This window comes from Candidatus Obscuribacterales bacterium, assembly GCA_036703605.1.
Taxonomy (GTDB): domain Bacteria; phylum Cyanobacteriota; class Cyanobacteriia; order RECH01; family RECH01; genus RECH01.
Window position 1 is genome coordinate 1 of record DATNRH010000329.1, and the last position, 13,993, is coordinate 13,993.

14 protein-coding genes are annotated in these 13,993 nt (G+C 53.2%); 9 read left to right on the forward strand and 5 right to left on the reverse strand.

What is annotated here, in order from left to right; translation table 11 throughout:
• Positions 1-398 precede the first annotated feature (398 nt).
• The 6 genes from hetR to V6D20_06835 all read left to right on the forward strand — a co-directional run bounded on the left by hetR (position 399) and on the right by V6D20_06835 (position 5,712).
• Positions 399-1,298, forward strand: coding sequence for a heterocyst differentiation master regulator HetR (hetR, locus tag V6D20_06810; protein HEY9815495.1), 900 nt, complete (start codon positions 399-401; stop codon positions 1,296-1,298).
• Positions 1,299-1,548: 250 nt separating this feature from the next.
• The gene (gene radC / locus V6D20_06815; protein ID HEY9815496.1) at positions 1,549-2,280 is read left to right on the forward strand and encodes a DNA repair protein RadC; all 732 of its coding nucleotides are present in this window, start codon (positions 1,549-1,551) and stop codon (positions 2,278-2,280) included.
• Between the two features lie 311 nt (positions 2,281-2,591).
• Complete coding sequence (locus V6D20_06820; protein HEY9815497.1) at positions 2,592-2,996, forward strand: STAS domain-containing protein; 405 nt, start codon at positions 2,592-2,594, stop codon at positions 2,994-2,996.
• A gap of 298 nt (positions 2,997-3,294) precedes the next feature.
• Complete coding sequence (locus V6D20_06825; GenBank protein ID HEY9815498.1) at positions 3,295-3,711, forward strand: ribonuclease III domain-containing protein; 417 nt, start codon at positions 3,295-3,297, stop codon at positions 3,709-3,711.
• A gap of 410 nt (positions 3,712-4,121) precedes the next feature.
• Complete coding sequence (rlmB, locus tag V6D20_06830; protein HEY9815499.1) at positions 4,122-5,339, forward strand: 23S rRNA (guanosine(2251)-2'-O)-methyltransferase RlmB; 1,218 nt, start codon at positions 4,122-4,124, stop codon at positions 5,337-5,339.
• 82 nt (positions 5,340-5,421) lie between these two features.
• A complete protein-coding gene (locus V6D20_06835) occupies positions 5,422-5,712 on the forward strand; it encodes a DUF1816 domain-containing protein (GenBank protein HEY9815500.1) in 291 nt (96 codons plus the stop codon).
• Positions 5,713-5,952: 240 nt separating this feature from the next.
• Here the strand turns inward: V6D20_06835 and V6D20_06840 are convergent, their stop codons facing one another.
• Positions 5,953-6,810: an alpha/beta hydrolase gene (locus V6D20_06840; protein HEY9815501.1), complete on the reverse strand. Its 858-nt coding sequence runs from the start codon at positions 6,808-6,810 to the stop codon at positions 5,953-5,955.
• Positions 6,811-7,246: 436 nt separating this feature from the next.
• Between V6D20_06840 and V6D20_06845 the strand changes: the two genes are divergently transcribed.
• The 3 genes from V6D20_06845 to V6D20_06855 all read left to right on the forward strand — a co-directional run bounded on the left by V6D20_06845 (position 7,247) and on the right by V6D20_06855 (position 11,711).
• Positions 7,247-8,917, forward strand: coding sequence for a protein-arginine deiminase family protein (locus V6D20_06845; protein HEY9815502.1), 1,671 nt, complete (start codon positions 7,247-7,249; stop codon positions 8,915-8,917).
• A 367-nt stretch (positions 8,918-9,284) separates the two neighbouring features.
• Positions 9,285-10,748: an Asp-tRNA(Asn)/Glu-tRNA(Gln) amidotransferase subunit GatA gene (gatA, locus tag V6D20_06850; protein HEY9815503.1), complete on the forward strand. Its 1,464-nt coding sequence runs from the start codon at positions 9,285-9,287 to the stop codon at positions 10,746-10,748.
• A 48-nt stretch (positions 10,749-10,796) separates the two neighbouring features.
• Positions 10,797-11,711 carry an alpha/beta fold hydrolase gene (locus V6D20_06855; protein ID HEY9815504.1) on the forward strand — a complete coding sequence of 305 codons (915 nt, stop codon included), beginning with the start codon at positions 10,797-10,799 and terminating at the stop codon, positions 11,709-11,711.
• Positions 11,712-12,104: 393 nt separating this feature from the next.
• Here the strand turns inward: V6D20_06855 and V6D20_06860 are convergent, their stop codons facing one another.
• The 4 genes from V6D20_06860 to V6D20_06875 form a co-directional block, all read right to left on the reverse strand.
• Positions 12,105-12,398, reverse strand: a complete 294-nt coding sequence (locus V6D20_06860; protein HEY9815505.1) for a hypothetical protein — start codon at positions 12,396-12,398, stop codon at positions 12,105-12,107.
• A 179-nt stretch (positions 12,399-12,577) separates the two neighbouring features.
• A complete protein-coding gene (locus V6D20_06865; GenBank protein HEY9815506.1) occupies positions 12,578-12,925 on the reverse strand; it encodes a hypothetical protein in 348 nt (115 codons plus the stop codon).
• Positions 12,926-12,965: 40 nt separating this feature from the next.
• Positions 12,966-13,154 carry a LuxR C-terminal-related transcriptional regulator gene (locus V6D20_06870; GenBank protein ID HEY9815507.1) on the reverse strand — a complete coding sequence of 63 codons (189 nt, stop codon included), beginning with the start codon at positions 13,152-13,154 and terminating at the stop codon, positions 12,966-12,968.
• Between the two features lie 79 nt (positions 13,155-13,233).
• Positions 13,234-13,993: NAD-dependent epimerase/dehydratase family protein (locus V6D20_06875; GenBank protein HEY9815508.1), on the reverse strand; the 760-nt coding region annotated here is incomplete at its 5' end.

Below are 13,993 nucleotides of genomic sequence, written 5' to 3' on the forward strand. Positions count from 1 at the left end.
GATGTCTATTTTCAGATATCAGGCTTGATCTAGCCCACTGCTAAAACCTAGGAATTAACGGGAATCCTGAAGGTAGAGCATCGCGATCGCTGAACTAAAAAGCAGTTGCTTGCTTCGTTTCCGTCCCGCTGGCGTCCATCGCCCCATCCGACGGGTGCCCCCTGAGTAGGTTGCTTTCCAACTACAATCGCTCTACTCCATGCGCTAGCCGATACACTGGGTGCACTCTCTTAGCGCATCGTGTGAATCGGCTATGCTGCTGAGCATGGAAGCCATGGTGTAGGTGTGGATAGCTCCAAATACTGGCTATCTGCCAACCTGCTGGTCTATGGAGTGTTTCCCTAGGCTTTTGTGTCTTGACTCTTTGTTGTTACTACGCTACTGCGATCGTCCATCCAATGACCAATGATGTTGACCTGATCAAACACCTTAGTCCCAGCGCAATGGATCAGATTATGCTGTACCTTGCGTTCAGTGCCATGCGCACCAGCGGACATCGGCACGGTGCCTTTTTAGATGCTGCGGCCACGGCTGCCAAGTGTGCGATATATATGACGTACCTTGAGCAGGGGCAAAACCTCCGCATGACCGGTCATCTGCATCATATTGAGCCCAAGCGGGTCAAGGTCATTGTTGAGGAGGTGCGCCAAGCCTTAACAGAGGGCAAGCTACTGAAAATGCTGGGGTCTCAAGAACCTCGGTATTTGATCCAACTCCCCTACGTATGGCTAGAGCAATATCCATGGGTTCCAGGCCAACACCGCATTTCAGGGTCAAGCCTCACCCCCGACGAAAAACGTCAAATTGAAGAAAAGCTGCCCGACGTCATTCCTGATGCTCAGCTCCTCAATTCGTTCCAGTTTATGGACGTGATCGAGTTTCTCCACATGCGATCGCAGGAAAACCTGCCGTCAGAACGCTGCTTGCCGTTGAGCGAAGCGCTGGCAGAACATATTAAACGACGCCTCATTTACTCCGGTACTGTCACCAAGGTGGACTCTCCTTGGGGGCTCCCTTTCTACGCGCTAACCCGGGCCTCATACTCTCCGGCTGATGAAGAAGAGCGCACCTACATCATGGTGGAAGATACCGCTCGTTATTTCCGGCTCATGCGAGGCTGGGCCGAACGCCAACCCAAGGTGGTTCGCATTCTAGAAGAATTAGACATTCCCAGCGATCGCCTTGAAAAGGCGTTAGATGAGCTGGATGAAGTCATTCGCAATTGGGCCGATCGCTACCATGAAGCGGGAGGCGATCCAACCGTCCTGCAAATGGTGATTGGCCCTAAGGATGATTAGTCTGCTTATTATACCTATCTGCATACGAGTGGTTTGAGGGCAGAGAAGACGAACCTACGTCAAGATCTGCTGATTTGGGTAGACATGTGAATGCCTATGGTGGTTAACCTGGGTATATCCGTGTTAAATTACCTCTTTATTGGTGTTGCATGATACGCGAGATTGGGATTACTGAGGATATCCTCAAGGATCTCATTGGGGAGTGACTTGCGGTGGCGATCGCCATTTGCCGCGTCTATGGGGTGCAGTCATGACCTACCATCTCAGGGTGACCGATTTACCGAGTAGCGAACGCCCTCGGGAACGATTAATGCTCCACGGAGCCAAAAGCCTGTCTACGGCAGAGCTGATTGCAATTTTGTTGGGGACGGGGCAAGGCCCGGGTAAGCTGTCTGCTGTGGGGCTGGGTCAGCATATTTTGCATAAAATGAGCGAACATCAGCGGGATGCTCTGACGGTGCTGCGCGATATTACCGCCTCGGAGCTGATGCAAATTCAAGGTGTTGGCCCTGCCAAAGCCACCACCATTTTGGCGGCCATTGAACTGGGTAAACGGGTGCTGCATTCTCGCCCCAGCGATCGCCCAATTGTTGATGATCCAGCGATCGCCGCCTCAATTTTGAGCCCAGACTTGATGTGGCAATCCCAAGAACGATTTGCCGTTGTGTTGCTGGATGTCAAAAATCGGCTGATTGGTACCCAGGTGATTACGATTGGCACGGCTACGGAAACCCTGGCCCATCCTCGCGAAATCTTTCGAGAGGTGATTCGTCAAGGGGCAACTCGTTTGATTGTGGCCCACAACCATCCCTCCGGTAGCGTAGACCCCAGCCCTGAAGATCTCTATCTCACACGCCAACTGCTAGAGGCAGGGCAACTTTTGGGTGTGCCGCTGTTAGATCACTTAATTTTGGGCAACGGCACCCACGCCAGCCTTCGCCAACTAACGCCGTTATGGCACGAACTTCCTCAGGGAGACTAGGATGGAGGCAGGATGAACCCCTGCTGATGTGGTAAGGACTTCTTCTCCAGCAATTCTCAGTATGAACATCTTGCATGAGCTTATTAAGAACAGTGTCAATAGATTTGTTGAAAAAGCTCATTCTTTCGTTCAGGATTCGGCAGCTTGGGCAAGCTACTGGTCAAAATGAGAGTTGCTGCTTCTTCTCTGAGCTGGTTGCACAGGATGAAATCCTAGCGTATACTAAAGCCTCGAATTATTCTGAAGCTATGTGGTTTTATAGCTTTAGCGATGCTCTGAGTACACGGTGGCATTAAGTTCATCTCAGATTATTGATTGAGTTAAATGATAAGGAGGCCGCCATTCCGGAAACACTCACGCTAACTGTCAGTTTGCGAGGCACTAGAGAGGTTAAAAGCAGCTATCAGCTATTTCGGCTGGCTGGCTTGCTTGATGCCTTTTCTGAACCGACTTTCCGCAAAGTGTTCAGCGCCTACGCCGATGAAGATCCCAAAAACCTCATCCTAGATTTGTCCCAGATTGACTTTGTAGACAGCTCTGGCTTGGGGGCACTTGTTCAGCTTGTTAAAAAGGTGCAAACGGCTGGGGGCAGTATGCAAATTGTGACTAACCCCCGCGTGACGCAAACGGTCAAGCTTGTGCGGCTAGAAAAGTTCTTGGCGCTGCAGCCGTCGGTGGATGTCGCGATCGAGAATGTCAACAAGCCGGCAGACTAGTCCCTGATTGTCCTACCCTAATTGGGCTGGAGATAGCTAAAGAACTCTATCATCTGCCCCACGATTCCGCTCTAGCCTAGGTCACTCTAGAATGCTTGAGTTGAAGGATCTGTTGGTTGCATCGTAGATGATGCGAGTCAAGCTGAAGATCTGGAGCATGGGCATTGATGACCATGGAGGCGTGGGGCGATGTCGGGGCAAAAACTTAAGTGGAGCCATCGTCTACAGTGGTGGTGCTCTACCGCTTTCTTGTTAATTTATAGTTGTGTTGAACTTGATATGATGATACTGAGTGTTCATGGGGGCTGACCCATCGTTGACCTGGTCTAGTGAGCAAGTTCAGCGCCTTTCCCCAGCAGCCTTGGCTTACATAGGTGATGCTGTCTATGAGTTGTATGTAAGGCAGTTATACCTATTTCCCCCCAAGCGTCCTCGGTTGTACCATCAGCTTGTGGTGGCTCAGGTTCGGGCAGAGCAACAGGCGAGTTATCTTGATGTGTTGCAACCTTTTCTTACAGAGCATGAGAAGGAAATGGTTCGACGGGGCCGTAACGCTGCATCCAATCGCCCATCGCGCCATGACCAAAGCACGTATCAACAATCAACAGGATTAGAAGCGTTAGTGGGATATTTGCATTTGACGGATCCCCAAAGGTTGCAGCAGTTGCTGGATATTCTCAAGCCGGAGGTGCTGTCAGCAAGTGCTTCTTCATAAATTTAGAGTCTCGTACCCTCAACATTTGAGATGCTGCTGTAAGACCATGTCGACTCCCGTTATCCGTCATGCAGATGGCTGAGGATATCAAAGTTTGATTGCTGTTGTTAGATAACCGCTGATCCCCCGGCGCTGCCACGTAAGCGGTCGTTTATCGCCCCTAAACAATGCCTTGCTTCAAAGTGTAGATGACTCCTAGTGAATGCGATCGCTGCCTATCTAGAACGTGATTGGGCATCAGGCTCTGACGTCTACTGTATTGGGTGTTGAGAGGATGGCTGTCTTGCATCCATCGTTGCTGAGTGGCGATGAATCGAGAGGCCATTCTTGGCTCACACTCCTTTTAACTCTCTTGTTTAACTCTCTACATCTAAGTCCCTACACCCACCGTATTTGCGAGAAAGCGTTCTATGGCTCCTAAACCTAATCGTTCAAGATCATCTAGCGATCGCCCCTATGATCGGGCTAGTCGTCCATCATCTGGCCGTCCTTATAAGGGCAAAGCCCGTCCTAGTGCTCCATCCTCTTCAACAGATCAGCCCATTCAGCGTAAGCGTCGGGTTGATCCTTCGTCGGATGCTAAGCCCTACAAGCGTCGGATTGAATCAGATGCGAACCCATCCTACAAGCGTCGGGTTGATCCTGCTTCAGACGCTAAGCCCTACAAGCGTCGGGTTGGCCAAGAAGCACCGATCGCCGATGATGCGCCTCGGCCACGGCTGAAAAAATCAGGGCGCGATCGCCCCCCACGTTTCCGAGCTGAAGCCACGCCGTCTCGCCGACCCTTAGAATCCTTGCCGCCCGTTGATGATCCCAGCGATATCTTATCCGACGATGATCCACAATCTGACCTCATCTATGGACGGCATAGTGTTGTGTCTGCCCTAGAAAGCGAGCGCAGCCTCAACCGCATCTGGATTACTGCTAAGTTACGTTACGATCCCCGCTTTTATACCCTGCTCCAAGAGGCTAAACGTCAGGGAACCGTCATTGATGAAGTCACCCCTCAGCGCATTAGTCACCTCACTCGCCATGCCAACCATCAAGGGGTCGCGGCCCAGGTCACACCCTACCAGTATTTAGACTTAGAAGAGCTAATTACGATGGCTAAGTCAAAAGCTGAAAAGCCTGTCCTGATTGCCATTGACGGTGTGACTGATCCCCATAACTTAGGAGCGATCGCTCGGACTGCAGAGGCTCTGGGTGCCCAAGGGATCGTGATCCCCCAGCGGCGATCGGTGGGGATCACGTCCACCGTGATGAAGGTAGCGGCTGGAGCTTTAGAAACTCTTCCAGTTGCAAGGGTTGTCAACCTTAGCCAAGCCTTGGAAGAATTGAAGCAGGCAGGGTTTTGGATCTATGGAACTGCCGCCAATGCCGCTGATAAACCCATTCACACGGTGACCTTTGATAGTGCAACGGTACTGGTGATTGGCGGAGAAGGGGAAGGTTTAAGCGTGTTAACTCAACGCCATTGTGATGCACTTGTGTCTGTGCCGCTGCAGGGACGGACTCCCAGCTTAAATGCGTCGGTTGCGGCAGGAATGGCGCTGTATGAGATCTATCGGCAGCGATGGAATAATACGGTGCATATGAATGCTTTACAAAAAAAGAGCAACGGAGTATAACGAAGCTTGAACCTTCTTTAAGGTGGATAAACTTTTTGACTCAAACTTACGCAAGAATGCTTAACGGGGCGCTGTAGGGCTTATGAGTGATATTTGGTTAAGTATGCTGGAATTTCTGGGGCAAGCTTGGTGGGCTGAGGTTATTACCGATAACCCGCGCTGCACCTACTACTTTGGCCCATTTGCAAGTTCGAGTGAAGCCGAGTCAGCGAAGGCTGGCTATGTTGCAGATTTGCGGCAAGAAGGTGCGACCAATATTCGAGTGACGATTAAGCGTTGTAAGCCAGATCCCAAAGATCTCACTCTTTATGAGGGTGCAGATGAAGATGATGCTGCTTTGCAAGTTGGAGGCTTGCCTATCTTTAGCAGCTAGAGTTCTTGCTGGATTGAAGGCTGGTTGAGTGGGAGAACATTGGCGCTAGCGATCGCTCCGGTATTGACAGTGATTGGAGGATCGTTGGCGCATCTCACAACCTATGCTTTGAGATCAGCTAAGGGTGCTTGCTCAGATTGACGACGATAAAAAAAGCCTGCTGCACTGCGATCGCTTTGGCATAAGCGATTCTTGGTGGAGCCTTGGTGCATTTTAACGGTAGATCACTAGATGCTTCCTTCACAAGGTATCGTCGGTGATTGAATTGCTAGGAAGGTCTTCAGGATGAAGCTGGATATCGGCCAGCCAGGCTTGGATATCGGTGATCACTTGCTGCGGAACTTCCCAAGGAAAGAGGTGAGCCGTGTTTGGGTATTGCTGAAATTGCCCTTGCTGTAGCTGCTGGGCTGTTTCAGCGCTGGCGCTAGCCATGATGTGGCGATCGCATTCTCCGGCTAGAACTAAGGCAGGGCATGAAATAGATGACAGATCTGCTGTGCGATTGTAGCCCGAGCGAATCGCTTGGTTGAGGGCAGCAGTCGCGTGGCGTGAGGTTTGTAGATAGGCACTGAGGGCGGCATCGGCAAGGTATTGGTAGGTGCTGGGCGTATGCCGCTGAATGAGATATTGGTAGAGCGATCGCCGCCCAAAGGTGTCAATGTTCCACTGCCAGCCAGGAACGAGTCGGTTCACAATTGAGGCAATTCCTGTATTGGCTACCTCCATCCAGCCTACTGGCGGATGATTGCTGCGAGGATGGGCTGCTGTGGCCACCAAGATGAGTCCAGCCAAGCGATCGCCCTGAGATAGTGCTAGTTCCATTGCTAAAATGCCCCCCAGTGACCAGCCCAAGGCGATATAGCGATCGATGTTGAGCTGATCAAGTAATTGATGAAGGTCAGCCAGATGATCCTGCATGGTAAAGGCCTGGTGAGCTGGACTGCCTCCATAGCCTCGCAGATCGGGTGCAATCATCTGAAACTGCTGTGATAGAGGTTGCGTAAACACCTCCATGCAGCGGCTAGAGCCAGGGTGGCCGTGGAGACATAGGATCGGAAATCCTTGACCTGTTGTATGCACATTAAGGGCTATGGGCATTGTTCTGTGGGCTGGGATGAGCCCGTGGATGAAGGGTTTTGAGATAGGCCAATCAGGAGAGGACGATAGGGTGTTATCTATGCCATTATCCCTTAGAGATCACTAGATGTAGTGGCAATGCTCCAAATCTCCGTTTATCCTAAGTCGTGAGTCTTAGGAATTCTCGTCTGCTTGCGGCGAGGAAGATGTCAACTAGCAGCTTGTCCAAGTTGCCAAGTTTTGACTGAAAGAATCAGCTTTGCCACCAAAGCTATTGACACTGTTCTCGACAAGATTGGGCAAGATGTTCATACTGAGAAGCGCCGTTTAGCTTAGCCTGCCATGGATTGCGGTAAGTACGGCAGGCTAGTATGAAGAGCTGGCTTGGCGATGCTAACGTCTGGATATAAGGATTGAGATGCGGCGACGACGACGAAGGCGAAGACCCTGGATACGCATGGCTTGTCTGGGCGGTATGTTGGCACTACTGCTCGTGTTGCTGCATACCTGTGTTTGGAGTCCGTTGAGTGCTCGTCTTGCGCGCCCAGATCCTCCCTTGGTGGTGGCGGGCGATACCAATCGGGATGGCAGACTGTCTAGGGATGATTTACGCGATCGTCATCTGTGGACTTGGGAGTCTGGGATGTTGATCCTGGCCAATGTGGATGATGATGACGGCAACGGCATCGCTGATGCAGCGGATACGGTGGTGAATGGCCCAGCGGATGAACAGGATCTAGCGATCGCCACCATTACCCTCACGCCTGGGCAACTATCCTCCTCAGAGTTGTGGGTTGATGTGAATATGGAATCGCGTCTGGCCATCAACCTATTTCAGCGAGTTGATGATCAGTGGCAGTTCCTTGATCTCAGTCGTCCAGTGCCTTTGACGGTTCCATCTAGAACCTCTCAGGGAAATGATCCCATAGTGCTAACGCTGGGGATTGAGGCGAAGCAATTTGCCCAAACCAATTGGCCTGGGTTAACGCGGTTGACCGTGCGCCTGCAGGATGAAAAACGACGAGCGATCGCTACCGATGCGATCGCCTTGCGGGTGGCTCCCTGGTTGATGCTGCCCAATTCTGCTCGCACCACGGATCTCTACATCGGCGTGGGCTACTACGACAATGACCAAATGCGATCGCAGCTAGACCGCATCCTGCCGCGATTGGGCGTGACTCTGCATGAGTATGAAAGCGACAACTGGCAGGACATGTGGACGCAAGACATGATGGAAATTGGCTACCAGGAAATACCAGGGCATTCAGGGATGCATGTGGTATTACGCGCCAATCGAGACGATGAGCAATATCCCAAAACCTTGCTGGCCCCCGATGTCGGCTATATTACCGTGGGTGAGCCGCGCAATCTGAATGTGGCGGATGAGCTGGCCGACTGGTTTGGCAATCTAGAGGTGACACCGCCAATTAAGGACTTTCCTCTGGGGCGATCGTACTATGGGCGCAACACCAAAACCGGGGTTGAGATGCACCCCATGATTGTAGATTTCCTGAGGCGTCAGGGGGTGCAAACGCCCCTGTGGTTGGATACCTCTTGGCTGCTTATTAAGCATGTGGACGAACTGATTAGCTTTGTTCCATCTCCCGAGGGTCAGCCCTATGTGCTGGTTCATGATATGGAAGACGGGATTAAACTACTGCAGGACTTGCGATCCCAGGGGGCAGGGGAGGAATGGATTGGGGAACCGCCCATGACAGTGAATGAAGCCCTAGAAACCTATAGTTCGATCAGCTCACGGATGCAGCGCTCTGTGCTCGATCGCATTATCCGTATGGTGAGGCAAGACCTAAAGATTAATGAGGATCGGATTATTCGCCTGCCTGTGGTGTTTACGGGGCTGCGCAATGCCTCTACGCTCTGGTCGAATTCAGTGAACTCGGTGTTTGTCAACGGCACATTGATTCTCGGCGATCCCCACGCGCCGCTGGTGAATGGCGAAGACTATATTCAACGGGTGATTCGCCAGCGTTTAGCTCAAGCTAGAATTCGGGTTGAGTTTGTAGACGACAGACCCTATCAAGCCAATCATGGCAATGTTCATTGCGCTACCAACACCAAACGACAAACGCTGCGTCCCCAGTTTTGGTCGTATCTCACATCCAGTTAAGCAGTGAGGCTCATGTTGACTAGCGGCCTGTTCCATTCGCCCCATCCTGAACGTAAGCATGGACCGTACTAACGAAGCTCTTGATATGGTTCTCAACCAACTTGGATGAACGGTTCATCCTGGGAATTGCTGTCCAGTTGAGGGAATATCAGACAGAGTACACCTGGGATTGATAAGCTAGGGAACGGTCTGCTAGTTCATTCATCATGGCTGAACGAAAGGCTATGACGGTTTTTCTGTCCATATCGCTAGGATTGTCCTGAACTGGGGCGATCGCCCTCTGCTTGGCTTGCTACCCATGAGCCTGTACCAGGCCGACGGAGGATAGCGTTAGAGTATTCCATTATCTGCTTCGCGAGGTTAGTTCATGTCATTCATCCGCGAGTTGCACCATCAACTCATCCGTAAGGAGCGATCGGCCGTTGAGATTACCCAGGAGTCCCTGGATCGGATCACGGCTCTAGAGCCCCATCTGCACAGCTTTTTGCACATCACCGCTGAGCTAGCCTTAGATCGAGCCAAGCAGGTCGATAGCCAACTGGCTGCCGGGGAAACCCTAGGGCTTTTGGCGGGTATTCCCATTGGCATCAAAGATAATCTCTGTACCCAGGGGATTCCCACCACCTGTGGCTCGCGGATTCTGCAGGAGTTTGTGCCGCCCTACGAGTCTACGGTGACCCAAAAGCTAGCGGCGGCGGGAGCGATCATGATGGGTAAAACCAACATGGATGAGTTTGCCATGGGTAGCTCAACGGAAAACTCGGCCTATCAATTGACGGCCAATCCTTGGGATCTGGAGCGGGTGCCTGGCGGCTCCTCCGGCGGTTCGGCAGCGGCGGTGGCGGCGGGTGAATGTGTGGTGTCCCTTGGGTCGGATACCGGTGGCTCTATTCGTCAGCCTGCTTCTTTCTGCGGTGTGGTGGGCATGAAGCCTACCTATGGGCGGGTGTCTCGCTATGGGCTGGTGGCCTATGCGTCCTCGCTGGATCAGATTGGCCCCTTCGGGCGCACGGTGGAAGATGCGGCGATTTTGCTGGAAGCGATCGCTGGCTATGATCCCCAAGATGCGACCAGTCTGAAGGTCGACGTTCCTAGCTATACGGCGGGTTTAACCCCAGAGCTGAAGCCCGGTACCAGGGTTGGCATTATCCAAGAAACCTTTGGTGAAGGTCTAGATCCAGTGGTGGCTGAGGCGGTGCATGCGGCGGTGCAGCAACTGCAGGCCATGGGGGCGGAGATTGTTGAAATTTCCTGTCCTAAGTTCCGCTATGGCCTGCCGACCTACTACATCATTGCGCCGTCGGAAGCGTCGGCCAACCTGGCTCGCTACGACGGGGTGAAGTACGGGTTTCGGAGTGATGAAGGCGATAACCTGATCTCGATGTATGCCAAAACGCGGGCGGAGGGCTTTGGCCCCGAGGTGAAGCGGCGGATCATGATCGGCACCTATGCCCTGTCTGCTGGCTATTACGACGCCTACTACCTCAAGGCTCAGAAGGTGCGTACTCTCATTAAGCAAGACTTTGAGCGGGCGTTTGACCAGGTGGACGTGTTGGTCTGCCCCACAGCACCGACAACCGCCTTCAAAGCTGGGGAAAAGGTAGACGATCCCATCAGCATGTATCTCTCGGACTTGATGACCATTCCAGTGAACCTGGCGGGGCTGCCGGCCCTCAGCCTACCCTGCGGTTGGGATGCCCAAGGGTTGCCCATTGGTTTGCAGTTGATTGGCAATGTTCTGCAAGAAGCATCGCTGCTTCAGGTTGCCTATGCCTATGAGCAGGCCACGGATTGGCATAAACGTCGTCCATCTTTGGATACGGTTGCTTAGGGGCGATCGCGGGTATCCTGTATCCAGATGTTTATCGGGTCGATTGCCATGCTTGATCTCCTAAGCCTACTGCCGTTAGTGGGTGGTGGTGCTGTTGGGGTAGCTGGGCTATATGGAGCCTTGATGCTGCTACTGTTTGCCTACCAGCGCCGATTGATTTTTCATCCATCCCCGACGGTGACTCGCACGCCGGCTGAGCTAGGTCTGGCTTACGATGTAATCCAGTTGCCCTATGCCCAGGGGCGGGAATGGGTGCAGGGTTGGTGGATGCCGAGCGATCGCCCCCAAGCTCCCACGGTGCTCTACCTTCACGGTAATGGCATCAATATGGGGGCTAATGTCGAGGCGGCGGCGCGGTTCCATGCCCTGGGTCTTTCGGTGTTCATGATCGACTACCGAGGCTATGGTGAAAGTTCGGGTGGGTTTCCCAGTGAGCAGCGGGTGTATGAAGATGCCGATCGCGCTTGGCATTACCTCACCGACCAGCGCCAGATTGCACCGGAGCATATGGTGCTCTATGGTCATTCCCTAGGCGGCGCGATCGCCATTGAACTAGCCGCTCGCCATCCCGATGCTGGTGGTTTGGTAATCGAAAGTTCCTTTACCTCCATGCGGGAGATGGTTACCCGCGCCACGGTCTACGATCGCCTGTTTCCCATCGATTGGATCTTGACCCAACGCTTTGATTCCCTCACCAAGGTGCGATCGCTCCAGTCGCCGGTGATCTATATCCACGGGACGGCGGATCCAGTGGTGCCCTCGGATCTCAGTGCTGTGCTTTATGACGCGACGGCAGCGCCAGCGGAACTAGTCTGGATCCCAGGAGCAAACCACAATAATGTGGCGGAAGTAGGGGGCGATCGCTACCGGGCTGCTCTGATCCAGTGGCTGCGCTCCCATTACCCAAATGCCGATCGTTTAGATACCTACAAGACTAGCCCTGCCTCCAATGTGGTGTGCTGAAAGCTGTAGCCAGCATCCTTCAGGTTTGATACCTGGGCATTGTAGGAACGGGTGCTGGGTTGCTTGGCATCCTAGGTGACGGGGGGCAGTTGGTGACGCTGACAAACGAGGTCAATCAACTGCTTGCCGGTGGTGGATGAATCCTGCACGAGGTTATAGATGCCTTGGAGACCCTGCTACTGCAACTTAGGGCTTGGTGGCGTTTAACGTGTGGAGGGTAGCGATCGCTTCAACGTTCTTCACGTGCCTTCTTGCTCTTGTCGCTTGCTGTTGCGATTCGGGTGCCGCCGCTAGTCTTGATGAGTTGACCTCTTTTCAGGAAACTGAAACGTTCTGTTTTGCTTTTGACGCTTGGTTCTTGAATGGTGACCTGAGTCTGCCAAGCGCGATCGCTCAAAATGGCAGGTTCATCGTTTCGATCGCATTGGACAGCCGCTGCACAAATTGGCGACCCCACAGGGCTGACAATACACCAACAACTAAGGGGACGGCGATCGCTCCCCCCCACCTGACTGTCCCCACTGCAGCCCAGTTTCCATCGGTCATGTCTACCGACAGCCACAGACCTGCTAGGATGGGCACCCCACTCAGAAAGACCCCGATGAGGAAATGGCGGACAACCATGCCCCACTGGCGGGAACTTGATACTGGTAATGGATCGTTTGATTGATCGTGATTAGACGCCATTGATTTACTCCAATTGTGAGGAAATGAATAGTGACTGAGCACCTGATTTAGCTTATCGCCCACTGTTAAGCACAAACATCCTGCTAATCGGTTCACCGAGTTGGAGCAGGGGAAGCTCCTAGCTATCGATCGCTGGATGTGGTGACGCATGGGCGTGGCTGATGTGCCCATCGCTATGCTTACGGTACTTGACTCACCTGAACACTCGTTGATGGCCCGATCGAGGGGCGGTCTACCTCGTATTTCAACGCGAGTAAACCCGCCCGGCGTGGCGGTGCATGGGCGATCGCAAAGTCAGTCCTATGTTGAGCGATCGCTACGGATAATGACTGCCTTAAGCTCACCTCAAAGGCTTCGATATCCGGTGGGGTCGCATGAAAGTCCACCACCGTACAATTGCTAAACTGAGCCTCCCAAGTTAGTCCCGAACAATCTCGTAATCGCAATGCACTGGCAGGGGCCTGGGTGACACTGAATAGGCACAGGCTGCTTATTCCTAGGGCTAGGGGGATGGATAAGATTTTCATGGTTCGCTCTTCTCCTTGTCCTTACTAAAGAGGGGCTGACTCATCGATGAGCGCCAGCAATCTCCCAATTCGTATGGCCTTGCCGCAGCAGGTGCAGAATGTCTAGCTCGCGATTGGTAAAGAGATGCCGATAGTCGGCGGCGGGGGAGGTTCGGTAATCTTGAGTAAACACCTTTGGCGCAATGGTTGGGCCGAGGTGTCCGTTGACTATGGCGAAGGCGAAATACATTATGTTGTCTGGCAGATCGCTACTGGGCTGCTTTGATCCAGTGGCTGCGCTCCCATTACCCAAACGCCGGTCTAGATACCTACAAGACCAGCCCTGCCTCCAATGTGGCGTGCTGAAAGCTGTAGCCAGCATCTTTCAGTTTTTGATTAGACACCCGAGCATTGTAGGGACGGGTGCTGGGTTGGCTGGCATCCCAGGTGACGGGGGGCAGTTGGTGACACTGACAGACGAGGTCAATCAGGTGCTTGACGGTGGTGGGTGAATCCTGCACGAGATTGTAGATACCTTGGAGACCCTGCTCCTGAGCCAAGGCGATCGCTCCCACAATGTCGTCTAGGTGAATCCAGTTGCTGGCGTCTTCGCCCGTGCCGGGTCGGGTGGTGCCCGCTGCTCGCTGAAAAATTCTCACCAGGGATCGACCAGGGCCGTAGATGCCGCCTAGGCGAAAGATGCAGACTCGGCGCTGGTCTGTGGCGGTGGAGAGCAGAATCCGTTCGGTGTCGGCCAGAATCTTGCCATTGTCGGTACTGGGGGCGATCGCTGTGGTTTCATCTACCCAGGCTCCCTGGCGATCGCCATAGACCGCGTAGCTGCCGGTGTAGATCACTTGGGTGAGCTGGGGCAAGCTGGGCAGCAGATCGGCGAGCACCTGGGCGGTACCCAAATAGGTGTCAGCATAGGCATCGGCCCGCGCTGCGCCTAGGGTTAGCACGAGGGTTTGTTGATCGGCTAGGATCTGGGCAAGGCCTTCCCGATCATGGCCCCGCACGACGTGAACCTGGTGGGCGATCGCCTCTAGCTCTGGAACCCGCTCTGCACGAGTGGTGGTGGCTGTAACT